We start from the raw sequence: 21,215 nt of genomic DNA on the forward strand, positions 1-21,215 counted from the left end.
GTAATGGACTATGGATTTGGGTTACTGCCACAAGCTTGGCTGACTAATTCGGTCTGAATGAAATCCCAACTGAGGTTAAGGCATTGATCAGCCCAGCGCTGCTCAATCGCCAGTTGCCATTGATGTTGCTGCGGTTGCAATAAATCACCACTGCCACTTAACTGCCCGCGCAGGTTCGGTCCGTGCAGTGGCGTTGGGGTAATGGTGATCCGTCCTCGATCGGCGTTGACCGGCAGATGTTCTAATTCAAAAGGTTGGGTGATCACCGTATTGGCACTGCGCAGTGACAGCAAGCCTTGACGTACACTCAGCTGCAATTGTCCGCTCAGTGAGTGAGCCAACATATTGTGATCGCCAGCCATGCCTTGTGCGGTTAAGCTCATATCCGCCAAACCTTGCAGGCCAAACGGTGGTTTTAGCCACGGTTGCAGCGGTGCAAGTGGTAGCGAGTCGATATCGAGCGCTAATTGCCAAGGCGCACTGGGTGTTGATCGATCCCAAGTAGCGTGTGTCTCAATATAACCTTGTTCGAGCGGTAAAAAGGCTCGCGTCAACTGCCACACATCTTGTTCACTGTGCATGTTTAATATCGCTTGAGTGCTAAGAATGCCGGCATAGCTGGCACTGTTGGCGGTGACCGCCAACTGACCTTGCCAAAATCCCCAAGCGCCTTGTTTGATCCATTGCAGACGCTCGCCATCGGCATTGAGGCCGGAGAGTTGCCAAAATGGGCGCTGTGCGGTTTGAATCAATTGCAGATTATTGATATCCAAATGCTCAATCTGCAAATGTTGCCAAGCGGGTAGGGCTTGAGCCAGTAGCTGGAGATCTTGCGGTTGTTCGGCAATCCATTTCACGCCGCTGATGGTCAGTTGATCCAGTTCGCTGCGGTGTTGGTTAAGTCGGCCTTTCAACTGAACATCCCCTTGCCAGACTTGAGTATGCCCTTCGATCTCAATTCCGTTCGGGGTAAAAGTCAGCTCGGCACTTGGCTCGACCCATAAAATTTCTTGCCATTGGGCGGAGTCGGCATTGAGTGACAGATAGCCTTGTGGCTGTTGCCAGACCGTGTTGGATAAGCGGTAATCTTCCAGTGATAGATTGAGGTTCTCCCAAGTCACCCCATGGTTGGTGAGCTGGCTGTTGAGCAGATCTAAGCTGTTAATATGATTTACGTAAGTGGTGATTTTTTGCCACAGTGGAATGGTGCGGACTTGGTCGAAGTCGAGGTTAAGTCGGTTGAGGGTGACATTGATCAGTGACCAGCCTTCTGGGTATTGCTCAGCTTGCCCAGAGATGGGGCTATCGCGCCAATCGAAAGAAAAACCGTGGATGGTACTATTTTCGGCCTGATGCTCTGCATTGATCAGCACTTGATTAAACGTTTCACCCTCAAGGGTAATTTGTTCGGCGGCCAACTGCAGCTTGCCATAGGGTAACCACTGTTGTGGTGTTTGCCAGCGTGGTTGCTCGATTTGCAGGCTGACCCCGCGCGCGCTTACCTCTTTATCTGCCCAGTTGAGATTATGGATCGCTAACTGATGCAGTTTGATTGCGGTAGGCCAAGCAAAAGTTGGCAAACCTTGACTGAGATTGATGCCATCCAGTAATGCGCTATCAATACGGAGTTGTTGCTTGAGCAGACCATGCGGGTTGAGCCATAAATCGATCTGCTGCACTTCAACGCTCGGTGTGGTTGCCAGTTGTACCCCTTGCAAGCGCAGCTTAAATGGATAGAGATATTCGATGTTTTCAAAACGCAGGGTTGCTGGCCATAGCTGCTGCACGATCCATTGTGCCGATGGCGTGAAGTAGCGAGTGTGCATGATACCAAACCCTGCTAAAACCATGATCAGCAGTAGGGCGATGCCGGCGACACTTATGGCTAGAAATTTTCTCATAGTCTCTGCAATTACCGTTATTAATCTTAACTATCCCCTTCCTACTTGAAGTTACCGCGGTGTTGGCTACGTTCGTTTACCCCAATCACATAGTTTGTCTATGCTCATGGGGGTTCACTCACTTGCCGCCTACCTGTAACTCCAAGTTGTTTGGGTATAAGCGAGTGACAACGCTGTGCACTGCGAGTTGGCATGTTGCTGGGGATTTGCTTAGCAAGCTTGGATTAAAGTGCGCGCAACCGCAACAAAAAAAGCCCCTTGAAATAGGGGCTTGCTAGTGAGTTATCATTTTTCCCCTTCCTACTTGAAGCTGCAGCGGTGTTGGCTACGTTCGCTCACCCCAATCACATAGTCTGTCTATGCTCAGCGGGACTCACTCACTTGCCGCCTACCTGCAACTTCAAGTTATTTGGGTATTTACTTTCGCTCATGCTGAGATGAGCGAAAGTGATTGGATTGCGGCTTAGTCGAGTTGCGGCCCAGCCGCAACTAGTGATTGACCTTCCGCATTGTCGGTGTACTTGTCAAAGTTATTGATAAAGCGCGCGGCTAAATCTTTGGCTTTGCTTTCCCACTGCAGTGGGTCGACATAAGTATCACGAGGATCGAGGATCATTCGGTCAACCCCTGGCAGTGAGGTTGGCACTTCAAGATTAAAGATTGGGATGTGCTTGGTTTCCGCTTGTTCAATCGAACCATCCAAAATCGCATCAATAATGCCGCGGGTATCTTTAATCGAGATACGTTTTCCACTGCCATTCCAACCGGTATTGACCAGATAAGCTTCAGCACCAGACTCTTCCATTCGTTTGACCAGCACTTCAGCATATTTGGTTGGGTGTAGGGTGAGGAACGCCGCACCAAAACAGGCCGAGAAAGTTGGGGTTGGCTCAGTAATACCACGCTCAGTACCGGCGAGTTTGGCAGTAAAACCGGATAAGAAATGGTACTTCGTTTGCTCTGGAGTGAGTTTGGATACCGGAGGCAGTACGCCAAACGCATCCGCCGACAAGAAAATCACTTTATTGGCATGACCACCTTTCGACACCGGTTTAACAATGTTGTCGATATGATAGATCGGGTAGGAAACACGAGTGTTTTCCGTTTTTGAACCGTCATCGAAATCAATCGAGCCATCATTGCGTACGGTGACGTTTTCTAACAGCGCATCACGACGGATGGCATTATAAATATCTGGCTCAGCTTCTTTGGAGAGTTTGATGGTTTTGGCGTAGCAGCCACCTTCAAAGTTGAACACGCCATCATCATCCCAGCCGTGCTCATCATCGCCGATTAACGCGCGTTTTGGATCGGTTGAGAGTGTGGTTTTACCTGTACCAGAGAGGCCAAAGAAAATGGCCACATCGCCCTCTTTACCCATGTTGGCAGAGCAGTGCATTGATGCGATGCCTTGCAGCGGCAAGAAGTAGTTCATCATCGCGAACATGCCTTTTTTCATTTCACCGCCGTACCAAGTACCGCCGATCAGTTGCATGCGCTCAGTCAGGTTAAATACGGTAAAGTTTTCTGAATTCAGACCGTGCTCTTGCCATTTCGCATTGGTGCATTTAGCCCCATTCATCACCACAAAATCGGGTTTGAAGCGAATTAATTCTTCTTCGGTAGGACGAATGAACATATTTTTCACAAAATGCGCTTGCCACGCTACTTCCGTAATAAAACGAACGCTCAGGCGTGTATCGGCATTCGCGCCGCAGTAGCCATCGAGTACAAATAAGCGTTTACCTGATAACTGCTTAGTCACCAGTGTTTTCAGATCACTCCACACCGCTTGGTTAATCGGTTTGTTATCATTTTTGGCTTTATCTGAGGTCCACCACATGTTGTCACGGGTAGTGTCATCTTTAACGATAAATTTATCTTTCGGTGAGCGGCCAGTAAAAATACCAGTATCAACTGCGACGGCGCCTAATTCAGTGACGATACCGCGCTCATAACCTTCGAGGTCTGAACGCGTTTCCTCAGCAAATAACAGCTCATAGCTCGGGTTACGAACAATTTCTTTAACGCCATTGATACCATATTGGGCTAGGTCGATTTGTGCAGCCTTAGTATGTTCCATAACGGTCATAGGTGCTCCTTGTAGGATTTTGTAGGGATTTTGTAATAATTTTGGTTGTCTGTGGAACATGCTAACAACGGATAGGCGACAAAACAGGGAGGCAGTTCAAATATTATTCACCCAGTTTCGGTGGTTTCAGGTAGCTCGTCACAGATATTGGCATTGCATATTTCATGCTGCGCTGAAATCGCCACTTGACGAATGAGCATCAGAATACGTGATTGGCTTAAGCTGAGCGATTTGCGTTAATCATTGATTTTATTTGTTTTTTGAATGAAGGCAAAAATTAAAAGCCAGTGAATACTGGCTTTGGTGAGTGATGTTGCTGGGTATCGCGGCAGATTAATGCAAGGTTTGCCCGTTACTGGATGAGGGTTGATACAACTCGCTCACCTGCGTCGCATCGAAAGAATAGGTGGTACCGCAGTAATCACAGTGCAGCGACACCACGCCATCTTGCGCCAGAATGTCATTAATCTCGTCGCGTGCGACCGTGACAATCGCTGCGCCGCTGCGCTCACGCGAGCAGCCACAACGGAAGTTAACCGCTTGTGGGGTGAACAACTGCACTTTTTCTTGGTTATACAAGCGGTACAGCAGCTCTTCGGCAGGCAAGGTGAACAACTCTTCATTTTTAATCGTGTTAGTCAACTGGGCTAAGTGCTCAATATCGTCGCTCGAACCTTTGCCATCGGGGACGATTTGCAGCAGCATGCCGGCGGCGCAAGCTTTGCCCGCTTGTTGGCCGACTCGGATCCATAAATGGGTTTTCAGTTGTTCAGAACGCAGGAAATAGCCTTCCAGCACTTCCGCTAGCGTTGCCCCTTCTAAACCGACCACGCCTTGGTAACGCTCGCCTTGCTTTGGTTCAATCGTGATCACTAAGTGACCTTTACCCAGCATATCGTGCAAAGTGGCATCTTCGGCAATATCACCTTGCCAGCGCGCCACGCCACGGACTTGCTGATTATTATCACCGTTAATCACCACTAAAGAGACTGGACCATCACCTTGTAGTTGCAAGGTAATCGAACCTTCAAACTTTAAGGTGGCCGTCAGCAGTGAGGTGGCGACCAGCAGTTCACCAATCAAGTGTTGTACCGCGGTTGGGTATGGTTGACTGGCAATCATCTGCTGGTAAGTGTCATCCAGTTGAACCAACTCGCCACGCACTGAGAGGTCTTCAAAAAGATAGCGATGCAGCATATTGCTCGCCATGGAATGTGTCGTCATAAGGAATTGTCCGGCTATTTACTTACTGATGGATAAATTTGAGTAGATCTCGACGCTGTTTTTTATCAGGACGTTGATCGGAACTCGGGTTGAGCTGGCGCATTATCGCTTGGCGCTCTCGTTGCTCAATGCTCTCTGCGGTTTCGCGATACAGTAATTGTGCTTCGGGCGCACCACGCCGCTGATCCGTGATCTTTTCGATGATCACGGTTTTTTGATCGTGACCTTGGCGCAGGGTGAGCTGTGCGCCCTGCTCCACGGATTTACTGGGTTTCGTGCGTTGGCCATTATAGTGAACTTTGCCGCCCTCGACCATATTGCGCGCGATGGCTCGGGTTTTGTAAAATCGGGCTGCCCACAGCCATTTATCCAGCCTTATACCATCGGGATTGGAACTCATTGGCATATTTCCTCTCTAAGCTGGTTATGCTTTAAACTATTGACCGCTTAACAATGGTGTTTGCTGCCCAGTTTTTCAAGCAAGTCGACAATTTAACGTTTGAGACACTTGGTGTTATCTCGCTTGTGATATATTGCTGTGTTGGCATAACGTATTGAAAAACTGCTGTAGCACCCCATTTGGGTAACTCTGGGAGTTACAACTACAGCAACAAATGACGTGGACATTTATGGAATTTAAACAACTGCCGCCGTTCGCGAGTTGGCCGCGTTTAGTGGGCGAGCGAGCGCTGCGTTGGCAAAAACCGATCAGTCAAGGATTGACCCTCTTCTTGTTGGTGGTCGCGGCGTGGATGGTGGGCAAAATAGTGTGGTTAGTCTTGGCAGATCCAGTGCCTGTGCCGAGCTGGCAGCCAACCCCACTCGAACTAAAAAGTGAACAGCAATCAATCGATATCAGTGGTTTACAAAGCGGCGCGCTGTTTGGCATCTTCGCGCCGACCAAACCACCTGTCGTAGTGGCTCCCGTGGTAGTTGATGCGCCAAAAACTCGCCTAACCTTGGTACTCTCGGGAGTGGTCGCCAGTAATGATCCACAAAAAAGTTTGGCGGTGATTGCCAATCGAGGCGTGCAAGCCACTTATGGCCTCAATGAAGTGATTGAAGGCACGCAAGTTAAACTGAAAGCCGTGTTGGCCGATCGCGTGATCATCAGTAATGCCGGACGCGATGAAACCTTAATGCTGGAAGGGCTAGATTATACCGCCTCAACGGCTGCGCCAGCGCCGAATAATTCCGCGCCCGCTACGCAACCCAAGGCGGAGCCAACTTCGCAAGAGACTCTCGATACGATTCGTGAAGCGATCGCGCGCAATCCGCAGGAACTGTTTCAATATGTGCGCCTTTCTCAGGTTAAGCGTGATGAGAAGGTGATTGGTTATCGTGTCAGTCCCGGCAAAGATGCCGCGCTGTTTGAGTCGGTCGGCTTGCAAGCGGGCGATGTGGCCGTGGCGCTCAATGGTATGGATCTCAGTGATCCGAATATTATGAATAGCGTATTTCAGTCAATCAACGAGCTGACCGAAATCAGTCTAACGGTTGAGCGCGATGGTCAACAATATGATGTTTATATTCAATTTTAACACTCAGCTTAGCGCGAGCTTAGTGAGGCAAGGGAGTTCCCAGTGAAAGTGTGGCTGAAAAAAAGTTCATGGTTATTGGCCGGCAGTTTACTGTCGATGCCGTTGGTCGCGGTGGCAAACCAGTACAGTGCCAGCTTTAAAGGCACTGATATTCAAGAGTTTATCAATATTGTTGGGCGTAATCTGGAAAAAACCATCATTGTTGACCCTTCCGTGCGCGGCAAAGTCGATGTGCGCAGTTTTGATACCTTAAATGAAGCGCAATACTACAGCTTCTTTTTGAGTGTGCTGGAAGTGTATGGTTTTGCCGTGGTCGAAATGGATAACGGCGTGCTCAAGGTGATCAAATCGAAAGATGCCAAAACCTCCGCCATTCCAGTTCTCAGTGGTGATGAGCGTGCCAATGGCGATACGGTGATCACTCAAGTGGTGGCGGTAAAAAATGTATCGGTACGTGAACTGTCGCCTCTGCTGCGTCAACTGATTGATAACGCCGGGGCTGGCAACGTGGTGCATTACGATCCGGCCAATATTATTTTGATCACTGGCCGAGCTGCAGTCGTCAATCGCTTAGCAGAAATCATTCGCCGTGTCGATCAGGCGGGCGATAAAGAGATTGAAGTGGTTGAACTCAATAACGCGTCGGCAGCGGAAATGGTACGGATAGTTGAGGCGCTCAGCAAAACCACCGATGCGCAAAATACCCCAGAATTCTTAAAACCCAAGTTTGTCGCTGATGAGCGTACTAACTCGATTTTGATTTCCGGTGATCCGAAAGTGCGTGATCGACTCAAACGGTTGATTAAACAGCTGGATGTCGAAATGGCAACCAAAGGCAATAACCGTGTGGTGTACCTTAAATACGCCAAAGCCAACGATATGGTCGAAGTGTTAAAGGGCGTATCCGACAATCTGCAAGCGGAGAAAGGCAGCGGCCAGTCAAACAATTCCAAGCGTAACGAAGTGATGATTGCCGCGCATGTGGATACCAACTCGCTAGTGCTGACGGCTCCGCAAGATATTATGAATGCGATGCTGGAGGTGATTGGCCAATTAGACATTCGTCGCGCGCAAGTGTTGATTGAAGCGCTGATTGTCGAAATGTCCGAGGGCGATGGCATTAACCTTGGTGTGCAGTGGGGCTCGCTGGAAAGCGGCTCGGTGATCCAATATGGCAACACGGGTGCTTCGATTGGAAATGTGATGATTGGTCTTGAAGAAGCCAAAGACACGACCGAGAAGAAGCCAGTTCGTAAGAGTGATTCCGATCAGATTTTATATTACGAAGAGACCACCACCAAAGGTGACTATTCGACGCTAGCCTCCGCGTTGTCGGGAATGCAAGGTGCTGCGGTCAGTCTGGCCTTGGGCGACTGGACCGCGTTAATCAATGCGGTATCGAATGATTCCACCTCAAATATTCTGTCGTCACCCAGTATCACTGTGATGGATAACGGCGAAGCCTCATTTATCGTCGGTGAAGAAGTGCCGGTGATCACAGGCTCAACCGCAAGCTCAAGCAATACCAACCCATTCCAAACCGTAGAGCGTAAAGAGGTCGGGATTAAGCTTAAAGTGGTGCCGCAAATCAACGAAGGTGACTCAGTGCAGCTCAACATTGAGCAAGAGGTGTCCAATGTGTTGGGGGCCAATGGCGCGGTTGACGTGCGTTTTGCTAAACGTCAGCTCAACACCTCGGTGATGGTACAAGATGGTCAGATGCTGGTGCTCGGTGGTTTGATTGATGAAAGAGCGCTAGAGAGTGAATCCAAAGTGCCACTGCTCGGCGATATTCCGCTGCTTGGTCAGCTGTTCCGCTCGACCAGTTCCCAGTTGGAAAAGAAAAATCTGATGGTGTTTATCAAGCCAACCATTATTCGTGATGGTATGACCGCAGATGGCATCACTCAGCGTAAATACAATTACATTCGGGCCGAGCAACTGTTCCGCGCGGAAAAAGGCTTGCGCTTGCTGGATGATGCCAGTGTGCCTGTGCTGCCAAAATTTGGCGCGGATCAGCTTCATCCACCAGAAATTCAAGCCTTTATTGAACAGATGGACCTTAAATAATGACTGAAATGGTGATCTCTCCAGTACAGCAACCGTTGATCCGTCGCCTGCCGTTTAGCTTCGCCAATCGGTTTAAGTTACTGCTCGATTGGAATGAAGATTTTTCTCAGGCCACCATCTACTATTTAGCGCCATTGTCGATTGAGGCGCTGGTCGAAACCAAACGCGTGGTTAAACATGCGTTTCAACTGCAAGCGTTGGCGCAGAATGAGTTTGAACTCAAACTGACCCAAGTCTATCAACGCGACTCATCGGAGGCGCGGCAGTTGATGGAAGATATTGGGGCCGACAATGATGATTTCTTCTCGCTGGCTGAAGAGCTGCCACAAAATGAAGATTTGCTGGAAAGTGAAGATGATGCGCCGATCATTAAACTGATCAACGCGATGCTGAGCGAAGCGATCAAAGAAGGGGCATCGGATATTCATATCGAAACCTTTGAAAAAACCTTGTCGATCCGCTTTCGGGTCGATGGGGTGCTGCGTGAAGTGTTAGCGCCGAGTCGCAAACTCTCATCACTGCTGGTGTCGCGGGTGAAAGTGATGGCCAAGCTAGATATCGCTGAAAAACGGGTTCCGCAAGATGGGCGCATTTCACTGCGCATTGGTGGCCGAGCGGTGGATGTGCGGGTGTCGACCATGCCTTCGTCCCACGGCGAGCGAGTCGTGATGCGCTTGCTCGATAAAAATGCCACGCGGCTTGATCTGCACAGCTTGGGCATGACTGCGCAAAACCATGACAATTTCCGCCGCTTGATCGCGCGTCCTCACGGGATCATTTTGGTCACCGGACCGACCGGTTCAGGTAAATCGACCACCTTGTACGCCGGTTTGCAAGAGCTTAACAGCAGCGAGCGCAATATCCTCACCGTCGAAGATCCGATTGAATTTGATATTGATGGCATCGGCCAAACCCAAGTCAATCCACGGGTGGATATGACCTTTGCCCGCGGTTTACGCGCCATTTTGCGTCAAGATCCCGATGTGGTAATGGTTGGGGAAATTCGCGACTTGGAAACTGCGCAAATTGCTGTGCAAGCCTCGCTGACCGGTCACTTAGTGATGTCGACGTTGCACACCAATACCGCGGTGGGTGCGGTCACCCGTCTGCGTGATATGGGGATTGAGCCGTTTTTGATCTCCTCATCACTGCTTGGCGTACTGGCGCAGCGCTTGGTGCGCACGCTGTGCGCCGATTGCAAACAGCCGTATGAAGCGGATAAAGAGCAGCGCAAACTATTTGATAGCAAGAAAAAAGAGCCACTGATTTTGTATCGAGCGGCAGGCTGTCCTAAGTGTAACCATAAAGGCTATCGTGGCCGAACCGGTATCCACGAGCTGCTGCTGGTCGATGATGCGTTGCAAGAGCTGATCCATAGCGAAGCGGGTGAACAGGCGATGGAAAAACAGATCCGTGCGACTACGCCAAGCATTCGTGATGATGGTCTAGACAAAGTTCGCCAAGGTATTACTTCGCTGGAAGAAGTGATGCGGGTGACCAAGGAGTCCTGATGGCGGCGTTTGAATACAAAGCGTTAGATAACAAAGGGCGTCATAAAAAAGGCATCATTGAAGGCGATAATGCGCGTCAAGTGCGGCAGCGCCTCAAAGAGCAAGGCTTAGTGCCGATTGAAGTGCTGGAAACCCAAGCAAAAGCGGCGCGTAGCCGCCAAGGTTTAGGCTTTAAGCGCGGGATTAGCACTCCAGATTTGGCGCTGATCACCCGTCAGCTATCGACGCTAGTCCAATCAGGGATGCCGCTGGAAGAGTGTTTGCGTGCGGTGGCCGAGCAGTCGGAAAAGCCACGTATTCGCAGCATGTTGGTGGCGGTGCGCGCCAAAGTGACCGAAGGTTATACCTTGTCCGATAGCTTAGCCGATTACCCGCAAGTGTTTGATGAGCTGTTTCGCTCGATGGTTGCGGCTGGCGAAAAATCCGGTCATCTCGATTCGGTATTAGAGCGTTTGGCAGACTATGCGGAAAATCGGCAGAAAATGCGCTCCAAGCTGCAACAAGCGATGATCTACCCGGTGGTGTTGGTGGTGTTTGCGGTCGGCATCGTGGCTTTTTTGTTGGCGGCGGTGGTGCCTAAAATTGTCGGGCAGTTTGTGCAAATGGGGCAAGCCTTGCCGGCTTCGACCCAGTTTTTGCTCGATGCCAGTGACTTTTTACAGCATTGGGGCGTGTGGCTACTGATTGGCTTGCTCGTGTTGATCTACCTGCTGCGCTATGCGCTGACTAAGCCGGATCTGCGTTTGGCTTGGGATCGGCGCGTGATCCGCCTGCCGATGATTGGCAAAATTGCGCGCGGTCTTAACACCGCACGCTTTGCGCGCACGCTGTCGATTTGTAGCTCCAGTGCGATCCCGATTTTGGATGGCATGCGGGTTGCGGTGGATGTAATGACCAATCAATTTGTCAAACAGCAGGTGTTAGCCGCGGCGGAAAATGTTCGTGAAGGCTCGAGCCTACGCAAGGCGCTTGAGCAGACCAAATTGTTTCCGCCGATGATGCTGCATATGATCGCCAGTGGTGAGCAAAGTGGCGAATTGGAAAGCATGCTGACGCGCGCGGCGGATAACCAAGATCAGAGTTTTGAATCAACGGTCAATATCGCGTTGGGGATTTTTACCCCCGCCTTGATTGCATTAATGGCGGGCATGGTGCTGTTTATTGTCATGGCAACCCTGATGCCGATTTTGGAAATGAATAATTTAATGAGTCGTTAAGTCGTCACGTGCGATGGCGACGAAATAGTGTGGAGTAACTATGAAAACAATGCGTAAAGCAATTCGGAAACCGATCGGTAAGCAAGCGGGTTTTACCTTGCTCGAAGTGATGGTGGTGGTGGTGATCCTAGGCATTTTAGCCAGCTTTGTGGTGCCAAATTTGTTGGGTAATAAAGAGAAAGCCGACCAACAAAAAGCGGTGACCGATATTGTGGCGCTGGAAAATGCCCTCGATATGTACAAGCTGGATAACAGCGTCTACCCAACCACAGATCAAGGCTTAGAAGCGCTGGTGAGTAAGCCAAGCAACCCTGAGCCACGCAACTATCGTGATGGGGGTTATATTCGCCGTCTGCCAAGAGATCCCTGGGGCAATGAGTATCAATATTTGAGTCCTGGTGATAAAGGCGCATTGGATATTTTCACCTTAGGTGCGGATGGCCAAGAGGGTGGTGAAGGCCCGAATGCCGATGTCGGTAACTGGAACATTCAAGATTTTCAATAAACTTGAACAATAAGGTATCGATCCAATCCATGACAGCGACGCGCGGTTTTACATTACTGGAAGTGTTGCTGGTGCTGGTGTTGGTGGCGGTCAGTGCGGTGGCGGTGATCGCCACCTTGCCCGGCTCAGTCAACGATGAAGCCAAAATCAGTGCCCAGAGTCTCTATCAGCGCTTACTTTTGCTTAACGAAGAAGCGATTCTAAGTGGGCAAGATTTTGGGGTGCGAGTCGATGTTGAGGCGCGGCGGCTGACTTTTTTACAATTGAGTGCGGATCAAGGTTGGCAGAAGTGGCAAAGCAATAAAATGACCAATCAAACCACGCTCGATGGCAACTTGCAGCTTGAGCTACAACTGGGCGGCAGCCGTTGGCAAAATGATGAGCGACTGTTTAATCCCGGTACGCTGTTTGATGAAGAGATGTTTACCGAGCAGCAAGCGACTAAGCAGGAGCGCCCGCCGCAACTATTTGTGCTATCGAGTGGCGAAGTGACGCCATTTACGCTGCGCATTTTCCCTAAAGGACAACCACGCGATGAGCAGTGGCGAGTCAGCGCGCAAGAAAATGGCACTCTGCACCTGCTGGCACCGGGAGAAAGTGATGAAGAATAGACGCGGTTTCACTTTGTTGGAGGTGCTGGTGGCGCTGGCGATTTTTGCGACGGCGGCGATCAGTGTCATCCGTTCGGTCAGTCAGCACATCAATACGGTCAATTATTTGGAAGAGAAACTGTTTGCGGCGATGGTGGTGGATAACCAGATGGCGCAAGTGATGCTTAATCCGCGAGCGCTGACGGCGCGTGAGGGCAGTGAGCAGATGGCCGGCCGAACCTGGTATTGGAAACTTAGCCGAGTGCCAACCGCCGACAATCTGCTCAAAGCCTTTGATGTGAGTGTGGCAACCGAAAAAGGGGCGACCCCGGTCGTGACGGTGCGTAGCTATGTTGCCAATTAAACCACGGCACACGCTATCGCGGTCTGCGAACGTTAAGTTAGCGGGCCTGCAAAGTGCCGGATTCACCTTAATTGAAGTGTTGGTGGCGATAGCGATCTTTGCCAGTTTGAGCATTGGCGCTTATCAGGTGCTTAACCAAGTGCAGCGCAGTAATCAAATTTCGGCCGAACGCAGCGCGCGCTTGACCGAGTTACAACGCGCGCTGGTGATCATGGATGCCGATTTTCGCCAGATGGCGCTGCGCCAATCTCGCACCGATGGACAAGCGCCGAGCGAGCTGCTGTTGCAATGGCAAGCATCTTTGCTCGATTCGGATCAACATGGCTTGCTGTTTACCCGTCTGGGTTGGCATAACCCACAGCAGCAGTTTCCACGCGGCGAGGTGGCGAAAGTCGGCTACCGAATTTATGAGCAGCGTTTAGAGCGTATATGGTGGCACTATCCCGATACTCCGGTGGGGCAGCTCGGCTTGGTGACGCCGTTATTAACCGGTGTCGAAGATTGGCAGGTGCAGTTTTATCAACAAGGTGAGTGGCGCACGGAATGGTCAACCAAGCATGCGCTGCCTGAGGCAGTTAAAGTGATGCTGCAGTTGCAAGATTATGGTCAGTTGGAGCGGATTTATTTGACTGGCGGCGCGACCCTCAATCAGGCTGAGAGTAGCAATAATGGTAGTTAAGCATAATGGTCGTTAAGCAGCGCGGCGTAGCGCTGATTGTGGTGTTGCTGCTGCTGGCGGTGATGGTGTCGATTGCGGCTACGATGGCTGAGCGCCTATTTAGCCAGTTTCAGCGCGCCACCCATCAACTCAATTACCAGCAAGCCTATTGGTATAGTCTCGGTGTCGAAGCTTTGGTCAAAAAAGGCATCGAGCAGAGCTATCAAGATAGCCAGACGATCAATTTGAGTCAGCCGTGGGCGACCCAGCAGCAAACCTACCCACTCGATTACGGTCAGGTGAGCGGTAAAATTCGCGATATGCAAGCTTGCTTTAACCTTAACGCGTTGGCGCAGGTCAAGATCAGTGCCGATAGCGTACAAAAGCCATATTTGTTACGGGTTTTACAAGCGCTAAGCGAAGAGTGGCAAGTGGAGGGGTATCTGGCGGAAACCATCGCTGACTCGACGCTGGAATTTATTGATGGTGATGACTCAGTGCGCACCGCCTATGGGGTTGAAGACAGTTACTATCAATCGATGCACCCAGCTTATCTAGCGGCGGATGCTTGGTTAGCCGATGCCAGCGAATGGCGTGCGGTGCAGCAAGTGAGTGGTGAGTTAATGCAGCAAGCGCTGCCTTATCTGTGTGCGCTACCGACCGATCAGTGGCGTTTAAATGTTAATACCTTGCCTGCTGAACAAGCGGCGCTGTTGGCGGCGATGTTTAGTCCTGCTTTGAGTCGTTCGAGCGCCAAAACCTTGTTGGAAGGGCGCCCCTTTGATGGTTGGGCAAGTGTGGAAGATTTTCTGGCTGAGTCGGCGCTCAATGGCGTCGAGCAAGCGACACGTGAGGAGGCGAAAAAATACCTCAGTGTCGATAGCCATTACTTTGAATTAGATGCTCAGGTGTTGGTCGATGCTTCGCGTGTGCGGATCCGCAGCCTGTTTTACAGTAACGATAAAAAAACTGCGACGGTGGTTAGCCGTCGCTTTGGAGGGATCAGTGAGCGAGTTTCTGACCGTTCGACTGAGTAGTCAAACCGAGGCCGAAATCCCTTGGTTAGTATGGTCTAGCGAACTGCAGCAAGTGATTGCTAGCGGTGAAGTGGCTGGCTGGCAAGCTTTACATGAGCTGGAAAGCTATGCGGCCGAGCGTAGCGTATTAGTGCTGCTGGCGGCCAGTGATCTGATCTTAAGCCGAGTGGCGATCCCGCCCGGTGCGGCGCGGCAGCTAGAGAGTATGTTGCCCTATTTGCTGGAAGATGAGATCGCACAAGATGTTGAAGAGTTGCATTTTTGTGTGCTCAGTAAAGGGCGTGACAGTGCCGATGTGCTCGGTGTGGACCGCCGCTGGTTCGCTGCTTGTTTGGAGCGGCTGAGCGAATGTGGCTTGTCAGTGAAACGCGTGCTGCCCGATGTGCTGGCGGTTCCTCGTGTTGACGCCGGTTTAAGCGCATTGCAATTGGGTGATGAGTGGTTGGTGCGTAAAAGCGAGACCCAAGGCATGGCACTCGATACTCAGTGGTTAAGTTTGCTCGCCACCGATGCTTGGGTAAAGCAAGATGAGCAGTACCTGCCACTCCACGCTTTCACGCCATTACCCTCGTTAGCCTTGGCTGAGCAGCAAGTGTGGCAAGATCAGCCAAGTAGTTTAGTCATGCAACTGCTGACCCAAGAAGCATTGAGTAGCAAATTTAACCTGCTCAGCGGTCGATTTAAGCCACAATCGTCTTGGCTGCCCCATTGGCGAATTTGGCGCAAAGTTGGCATCGCCGCTGGGTTATTGGTCGCAGTAACGATCGGCCATAGTGTGTTGCAAGCCCATCAGTATCAGTTACAAGCCGATGCCTACCGTGCGCAAAGTGAGCAAATTTTTCGGACTATTTTTACTGATCGGCAGCGTATTCCAACCGTGACCTATTTAAGACGGCAGATCAGCGATGAGCTGGCGCGCTTATCTGGCACTTCCAGTGCAAGCAGCCTATTACACTGGCTGACTCCGTTACCGAGCGCATTGAGTGGAATTAATCTGCAACTGCAAAGCATTAAATTTGATGGTAATCGCAATGAAGTCCGCCTAGAGGCGACCAGTCGTGATTTCCAAAGTTTTGAGCAAGCACGTACCCAGCTTGAGCAGCATTTTGTGGTCGAACAAGGCCAAGTGAACAAAAATGGTGAGCAAGTGTTTGGTGTGTTGCTGGTTAAGCCAAAGTAAGGCGAAAGGATGAAACCGTTATTAGCTTCGATACAGGCTTGGTGGCGCAGTGTGACGTCGCGCGAGCAAAAAATGCTGTTGGTGAGTGGCGCGTTAGCCCTCATCGCGATCAGCTACTGGGGCGTGTGGCAACCGCTAGAGCAGCGTACCGCTCAGGCACAAGCGCGTTTGCAGAGTGAAAAACAGCTGCTGAGTTGGGTGAGTGATAATGCCAACCGGATTGTGACTTTACGTGGTCAAGCTGGGCAAGGTAGTGGTGGGCAAGCGGCGACTAATCAGTCACTCAATCAGGTGATCACTCAATCGACTCGTCAGTTCAAGATTGAGTTGATCCGGGTACAACCGCGCGGAGAAATGATGCAAGTGTGGATCCAACCACTGCCGTTTACCCAGTTGGTGGCTTGGATTGCCGATTTACAACAGCGACAAGGGGTGAGTGTGGATGTGATCGATATCGACCGCGGTAAAGAGAGCGGGCTGGTTGAAGTCAAACGCTTACAGTTAAAGCGAGGCGCTTAAGATGCGGCGTACGATAGCTTATAGTGGGTTATTTTCGGCGGTCGTGTTGGTCAGTGTGCTGGCGCATCTGCCAGCGCAGGTCGCATTCAAACCGCTACCGTTGCCAGAGGGTTTACAGCTCAATGGGATTGAAGGCACATTGTGGCAGGGCAAAATAGCCCAAGTACAGTGGCAACAAACCAATCTTGGCGATCTGAACTGGGATCTGCAATTGAGCCGTTTACTGCTGGCACGGCTGCAAGCCGATGTGCGCTTTGGGCGGGGTAGCGCCAACCAATTGCGTGGTAAAGGCGTGGTTGGTGTTGGCTTAACTGGGCCTTATGCTGATCATCTGCTGCTGTCGTTACCCGCCGAGCAAGCGTTGCCATGGCTTAGTTTGCCGTTTCCCTTAACGGTGCAGGGGCAGTTGGAATTAACGTTGCAACACTACCGCTTCGCTCAGCATTATTGCCAGCAAGCACAGGGCAGTTTGGCTTGGTCAGCAGCGCAAGTTACATCGCCGCTGGCGCCGCTGGATCTCGGGAGTGTGCTGGCGGATTTCCGTTGCCAAGACAGTGTCATCACTGCGCAAGGTGGCCAGCAAACTGAGCAGGTCAGCAGTCAGTTTAACCTGACGCTACAGGCAGATCATCGTTACCAAGTACAAGCATGGTTTCAACCGCAAGACGCCTTTCCTGATGGTTTAAAGCCGTCGTTGAACTGGTTACCCGCTCCTGATGCACAAGGCCGTTATCGGTTTAATCCGCAAGGGCAACTTTGAGCAATAACCTTGTTCAATCACTTTTAGCAATCACGTTAAGTTATAGCCTTGAGCAAGATTACGGTCTCGCACGGTTAGATGATTTTATCGCTCGGCAGATTCAGGATGGCAGACCAAGGTAAATTGGTATCGCCGAGCACAATGAAATCTGGGTTTTGTAAACTTTCGCGCTGATTGTACGAGAGTGGGCTTAACTCGGTGCTCACAATGCGGCCACCGGCTTGTTCGACAATGCATTGGGTGGCGGCGGTATCCCATTCACCGGTTGGACCCAAACGGAGATAACAATCGGCCGCGCCTTCAGCCACTAAACAGGCTTTCAATGCCGCAGAGCCCAGTGGTAGCAGATTGTAATGCCATGTGCTATTGAGGCGGTGGGTGATTTGATTGATGTCTTGGCGACGACTGATCGCGATGCTCAGTGAATGATCAACCGATTCGCGTTGGTAAGTTTGCATTGGCACACTCTGCGCCTTATCGGTAATTTTCCATGCTCCTTTACCGGCATAGGCGTAGTAAGTCACGCCGGATACTGGGGCATACACTACTCCCATCACCGGCTGATTATGCTCCACTAGTGCAATAATGGTCGCAAATTCGCCACTACGGTCGATGAACTCTTGAGTGCCATCCAATGGATCAACCAGCCAGTAACGCGGCCAAGCAGCACGGGTAGCCAGTGAAATCTCGGCATCCTCTTCGGAGAGGATTGGAATGTCTGGGGTTAACTGCTGTAACTGTTGGCACAGCAATTGATGTGCCGCCAAGTCGGCACTGGTCACTGGCGTGGCATCACTTTTAGTGAATGCTTGATAGGATTGGTGTTGGTAAATATCTAAAATCAGTTGCCCTGCCGCTTGGGCGATAGCAATCACTTTGGGCAGTAAGGATGAGAAATCGTGGCTGGTTGACATAATCACTCCAAAGGTTGGTGATTTATCCCCGTTCTACTTGAAGTTGCCGCGGTATTGACGGGTACTCACAAACTTCATCACATCTTTATCTATGCTCAGAGGTTTTGTTCCTTGGTCGTCTACCGGAATATCTTCAAGTGGTTTGGGTATCGGCTTGTATCAAGCGTAGAGCGAGCAGTAATGCGGTGATACTGCGCGCTTCACAAAAATCGAGATGGGTCAGCAGCTCTTCGGCTTGAGCTAATGGCCAGCGAATGATCTCTAAAGGTTCAGGTTCATCACCGATTAATGATTCAGGATAGAGATCTTGCGCGATAAATAACTGCATACGGCTTGAGAAGTAGGATGGGGCAAGCACGACGCTTTTAAGTGGAATTAATTGGTGCGCGCCAAAGCCAATCTCTTCTTTCAATTCGCGATTGGCCGCTTGTTCGGCACTTTCGCCGGCATCGATTAACCCTTTTGGAAAACCCAATTCATAACGCTCGGTTCCGGCAGCGTATTCGCGCACCAACAACAGATCACCTTGAGCCGTGATCGGCACCATCATGACCGCCTCTCGTCCACTGGGTTTCATTCGCTCATAGGTACGCTGTGCGCCATTTTCAAAACGCAGATCCACCGCTTCAATAGTAAACAGTCGCGACTGGGCGATGGTGGTGCATTCCAGTATCGCGGGTAAAGATTTGGATGGCATACCAAGGCTCCGCTGTAAAAGGTTTAGTCACGATCGGTGGTGACGATGGCTGCCAATCATTGGCCGAAAAGCCGATGGCGAACCATCAGCTTGAGGTGCTTGGTGCTGAGCTCACTAAGAGGGGCTAGTAGTAAGAGTGCTCACCGCGATCATGTTCGGTGGAGTCGCGAACTGCCGTCAGTTCCCCTGCAAATTGAGCCAGCAGCTCTTTTTCAATCCCATCTTTGAGTGTGACATCGACCATTGAGCAGCCATTACAGCCACCGCCAAATTGTACCAGTGCAACGCCATCATCAGAGATGCTGATCAAGCTGACGTGGCCACCGTGGCCCGCCAATTGTGGGTTAACCTGAGTTTGTAGTGCATATTCAACCCGCTCGATCAGTGAGGCATCGTCAGCCACTTTGCGCATTTTCGCATTCGGTGCTTTTAGGGTCAGTTGTGAGCCGATTTTGTCGGTCACAAAGTCAATCACCGCGTCTTCCAAAAACGGTAGGCTTAGCTCATCAACATAAGCGGAGAAGTTGGTGAAGGTCAGCTCGGTATCGGTAGCTTCTACCGCTTCCGGTGGGCAGTAAGAAACACCACATTCGGCATTTTGTGTTCCAGGGTTAACCACAAACACGCGAATATTAGTCCCTTCAGGCTGCTGAGCGAGCAATTTCGCGAAGTGAGATTGAGCTGATTCAGTAATAGTAATTGGATTTGACACGACGAATACCCGAGTAAAAGAATAGGTTATTGCTGACCATTTTACTCCTGAGTTAGCGATGATCCAGCCCTTTTGCATAAAAAACGTTAAGGTTGACGCTCTTTTGGCTCGGGAGTGCGGCATAGGCAGTAAATATCAATCCGTTGCACCCCAGCATCAAGCAGTAACGCACATAAATGGCGAAGGGTACTGCCGGTGGTCACCACATCATCGACAATTGCCACATGAGCTGCGCGTGGCAGATGATTAAGCTGAAATGCATCTTGCAGATTATTGAGGCGCTCAGTTTTGCTAAGCCCTTGCTGTTGCGGTGTGGCTCGGCGGCGGCTAAACAGTTGGTGGTCATAGTCGGTGGCTAAAGCGCGGGCTAAGGCTCGCGCCAGCAGATCACTTTGATTAAAGCCGCGCTGCCAGCGTCGTCGCCAATGCAGTGGTACGCTGCACAATAATGGTGCTGGTTGCTCTATCTGAGCGGCCAGCAACTGAGCGAGGCGCGGCGCTTGCCAAAATTGGCGCTGATATTTGAGTTGCTGTACCGCATCACTCAGCGGAAAACGATAATCTCCCACGCAGATCAGTGTGTGCCACGCTGGCGGCTGGCGTAGGCATTGTCCACACTGTTCGACCGCGATTAAACAGGGTAAGCCGCAGCGCTGACAGCGTGCACCATGTGCCAACCATGCTTGGCAAGCGGTGCAAATACCCGCTGGATTAGGAGTATCGAGCGCCAAGCGACACAGTGAGCATTGTGCCATCAGCTGTAGCGCAGTGGTTTTTCTCAGCCAATCGATTAACATCATTGCTCCATAATTTTGGGAATTGCACTTATCTTGCCGACTGGCAAAAGTGATAACGATGGAAATAGACGGAGAAAATGTGACCATGGCGTTGTATTGGCAAGTGAGTGGACAAGGGCAAGATCTGGTGCTGGTACATGGCTGGGGGATGAATGGTGCGGTGTGGCAATCAACCGTACAAGCATTAAGTTGCCACTTTCGAGTGCATGTGGTCGATCTGCCCGGTTATGGTCACAGTGCCGCACAGCATGCCGAGAATATCGATCAAATCGCTGCAGCGTTATTGTTAGAGGCTCCGCGTGATGCGATTTGGGTTGGTTGGTCACTGGGTGGGTTAGTCGCGACGTATATCGCGTTGCATCACCCAGCGTATGTGCGCCAATTGGTCACTGTGGCTTCCTCGCCCAAATTTGCGGCACATCAGGATTGGCGTGGTATTCAACCGGCGGTATTACAAGCGTTTAGTCAGCAATTGATCAGCGATTTTCCATCGACGATTGAGCGTTTTATGGCGCTGCAAGCGATGGGGAGCCCAACGGCTCGGCAGGATGTTAAACAGCTTAAACAAGCGGTGTTGTCGCGGCCGATGCCCAATCCCTTAGCCTTGATGGCAGGACTCACTATGCTGGCTGAGCTGGATTTGCGCGCTGAATTAGCTCAACTGACCCAGCCAGTACTGCGTTTGTACGGCCGATTGGATGGTTTAGTGCCAGTCAATATCGCCCATGATGTGGACTTATTGCTACCACACAGCACGGCAGTGATTTTCCATCAATCGGCTCATGCGCCGTTTATCACTGAGGCAGAGCTATTTGAGCAGCAACTGATCACTTTTACCGCGATTTAAGTGGATAGAATAAATTTTGGCGTGCTGACTAAAAATTGACTCAATGATTAGCGATGTTGGTCGATAAATAGTCTAACCC

Annotated in this window: 21 protein-coding genes; 13 read left to right on the plus strand and 8 right to left on the minus strand. The window is 50.8% G+C overall.

Annotated elements, in window-relative coordinates; all coding sequences use genetic code 11:
* Nucleotides 1-8 precede the first annotated feature (8 nt).
* The 4 genes from G7083_RS06850 to hslR all read right to left on the minus strand — a co-directional run bounded on the left by G7083_RS06850 (nt 9) and on the right by hslR (nt 5,617).
* Nucleotides 9-1,901 carry an AsmA family protein gene (locus G7083_RS06850; protein ID WP_166014101.1) on the minus strand — a complete coding sequence of 631 codons (1,893 nt, stop codon included), beginning with the start codon at nt 1,899-1,901 and terminating at the stop codon, nt 9-11.
* A 463-nt stretch (nt 1,902-2,364) separates the two neighbouring features.
* Complete coding sequence (pckA, locus tag G7083_RS06855; protein ID WP_166014102.1) at nt 2,365-3,993, minus strand: phosphoenolpyruvate carboxykinase (ATP); 1,629 nt, start codon at nt 3,991-3,993, stop codon at nt 2,365-2,367.
* 333 nt (nt 3,994-4,326) lie between these two features.
* The gene (hslO, locus tag G7083_RS06860) at nt 4,327-5,202 is read right to left on the minus strand and encodes an Hsp33 family molecular chaperone HslO (RefSeq protein WP_166015008.1); all 876 of its coding nucleotides are present in this window, start codon (nt 5,200-5,202) and stop codon (nt 4,327-4,329) included.
* 37 nt (nt 5,203-5,239) lie between these two features.
* Nucleotides 5,240-5,617, minus strand: a complete 378-nt coding sequence (gene hslR / locus G7083_RS06865; protein ID WP_166014103.1) for a ribosome-associated heat shock protein Hsp15 — start codon at nt 5,615-5,617, stop codon at nt 5,240-5,242.
* Nucleotides 5,618-5,846: 229 nt separating this feature from the next.
* Between hslR and gspC the strand changes: the two genes are divergently transcribed.
* From gspC to G7083_RS06925, 12 genes are read left to right on the plus strand one after another with little or no spacing between them, the layout of a single operon-like run.
* Nucleotides 5,847-6,758: a type II secretion system protein GspC gene (gene gspC / locus G7083_RS06870; RefSeq protein WP_166014104.1), complete on the plus strand. Its 912-nt coding sequence runs from the start codon at nt 5,847-5,849 to the stop codon at nt 6,756-6,758.
* Between the two features lie 42 nt (nt 6,759-6,800).
* Entirely contained in the window at nt 6,801-8,828 is a 2,028-nt protein-coding gene (gspD, locus tag G7083_RS06875) for a type II secretion system secretin GspD (protein WP_166014105.1), read from the plus strand.
* Nucleotides 8,828-10,339 carry a type II secretion system ATPase GspE gene (gspE, locus tag G7083_RS06880; RefSeq protein WP_166014106.1) on the plus strand — a complete coding sequence of 504 codons (1,512 nt, stop codon included), beginning with the start codon at nt 8,828-8,830 and terminating at the stop codon, nt 10,337-10,339. The genes gspD and gspE overlap by 1 nt, the downstream gene beginning before the upstream one ends.
* Complete coding sequence (gspF, locus tag G7083_RS06885) at nt 10,339-11,556, plus strand: type II secretion system inner membrane protein GspF (RefSeq protein WP_166014107.1); 1,218 nt, start codon at nt 10,339-10,341, stop codon at nt 11,554-11,556. Before gspE ends, gspF begins: the two co-directional genes overlap by 1 nt.
* Nucleotides 11,557-11,605: 49 nt before the next feature.
* Nucleotides 11,606-12,061 (plus strand): type II secretion system major pseudopilin GspG, encoded by a 456-nt coding sequence (gspG, locus tag G7083_RS06890; protein ID WP_166015009.1) that lies wholly within the window; start codon nt 11,606-11,608, stop codon nt 12,059-12,061.
* A gap of 29 nt (nt 12,062-12,090) precedes the next feature.
* Nucleotides 12,091-12,672 (plus strand): type II secretion system minor pseudopilin GspH, encoded by a 582-nt coding sequence (gspH, locus tag G7083_RS06895; protein ID WP_166014108.1) that lies wholly within the window; start codon nt 12,091-12,093, stop codon nt 12,670-12,672.
* Nucleotides 12,662-13,015: a type II secretion system minor pseudopilin GspI gene (gspI, locus tag G7083_RS06900; protein ID WP_166014109.1), complete on the plus strand. Its 354-nt coding sequence runs from the start codon at nt 12,662-12,664 to the stop codon at nt 13,013-13,015. Before gspH ends, gspI begins: the two co-directional genes overlap by 11 nt.
* Nucleotides 13,002-13,694 (plus strand): type II secretion system minor pseudopilin GspJ, encoded by a 693-nt coding sequence (gene gspJ, locus G7083_RS06905; RefSeq protein WP_166014110.1) that lies wholly within the window; start codon nt 13,002-13,004, stop codon nt 13,692-13,694. The genes gspI and gspJ overlap by 14 nt, the downstream gene beginning before the upstream one ends.
* 5 nt (nt 13,695-13,699) lie before the next feature.
* The gene (gspK, locus tag G7083_RS06910; RefSeq protein ID WP_166014111.1) at nt 13,700-14,710 is read left to right on the plus strand and encodes a type II secretion system minor pseudopilin GspK; all 1,011 of its coding nucleotides are present in this window, start codon (nt 13,700-13,702) and stop codon (nt 14,708-14,710) included.
* Nucleotides 14,679-15,890 carry a type II secretion system protein GspL gene (gene gspL / locus G7083_RS06915; RefSeq protein ID WP_166014112.1) on the plus strand — a complete coding sequence of 404 codons (1,212 nt, stop codon included), beginning with the start codon at nt 14,679-14,681 and terminating at the stop codon, nt 15,888-15,890. Before gspK ends, gspL begins: the two co-directional genes overlap by 32 nt.
* 9 nt (nt 15,891-15,899) lie before the next feature.
* Nucleotides 15,900-16,409 carry a type II secretion system protein GspM gene (gene gspM / locus G7083_RS06920; RefSeq protein WP_166014113.1) on the plus strand — a complete coding sequence of 170 codons (510 nt, stop codon included), beginning with the start codon at nt 15,900-15,902 and terminating at the stop codon, nt 16,407-16,409.
* 1 nt (nt 16,410) lies between these two features.
* On the plus strand, nt 16,411-17,169 hold the full coding sequence (locus G7083_RS06925; RefSeq protein ID WP_166014114.1) for a type II secretion system protein N: 759 nt from the start codon (nt 16,411-16,413) through the stop codon (nt 17,167-17,169).
* Nucleotides 17,170-17,243: 74 nt separating this feature from the next.
* Here the strand turns inward: G7083_RS06925 and cysQ are convergent, their stop codons facing one another.
* From cysQ to G7083_RS06945, 4 genes are all read right to left on the minus strand, one after another.
* Nucleotides 17,244-18,083, minus strand: coding sequence for a 3'(2'),5'-bisphosphate nucleotidase CysQ (cysQ, locus tag G7083_RS06930; protein ID WP_166014115.1), 840 nt, complete (start codon nt 18,081-18,083; stop codon nt 17,244-17,246).
* A 133-nt stretch (nt 18,084-18,216) separates the two neighbouring features.
* Nucleotides 18,217-18,780: an ADP compounds hydrolase NudE gene (gene nudE / locus G7083_RS06935; protein WP_166014116.1), complete on the minus strand. Its 564-nt coding sequence runs from the start codon at nt 18,778-18,780 to the stop codon at nt 18,217-18,219.
* Between the two features lie 124 nt (nt 18,781-18,904).
* Nucleotides 18,905-19,492 carry a Fe-S biogenesis protein NfuA gene (gene nfuA / locus G7083_RS06940; protein ID WP_166014117.1) on the minus strand — a complete coding sequence of 196 codons (588 nt, stop codon included), beginning with the start codon at nt 19,490-19,492 and terminating at the stop codon, nt 18,905-18,907.
* Between the two features lie 86 nt (nt 19,493-19,578).
* Nucleotides 19,579-20,439, minus strand: a complete 861-nt coding sequence (locus tag G7083_RS06945; RefSeq protein WP_240911935.1) for a ComF family protein — start codon at nt 20,437-20,439, stop codon at nt 19,579-19,581.
* Here G7083_RS06945 and bioH point away from each other — a divergent pair.
* Nucleotides 20,375-21,136, plus strand: coding sequence for a pimeloyl-ACP methyl ester esterase BioH (gene bioH, locus G7083_RS06950; RefSeq protein WP_166015010.1), 762 nt, complete (start codon nt 20,375-20,377; stop codon nt 21,134-21,136). The two genes, G7083_RS06945 and bioH, sit on opposite strands and share 65 nt — an antisense overlap.
* Nucleotides 21,137-21,215: the final 79 nt, after the last annotated feature.

The sequence above is a fragment of the Vibrio sp. HDW18 genome (genome assembly GCF_011306175.1).
GTDB lineage: Bacteria > Pseudomonadota > Gammaproteobacteria > Enterobacterales > Vibrionaceae > Vibrio > Vibrio chanodichtyis.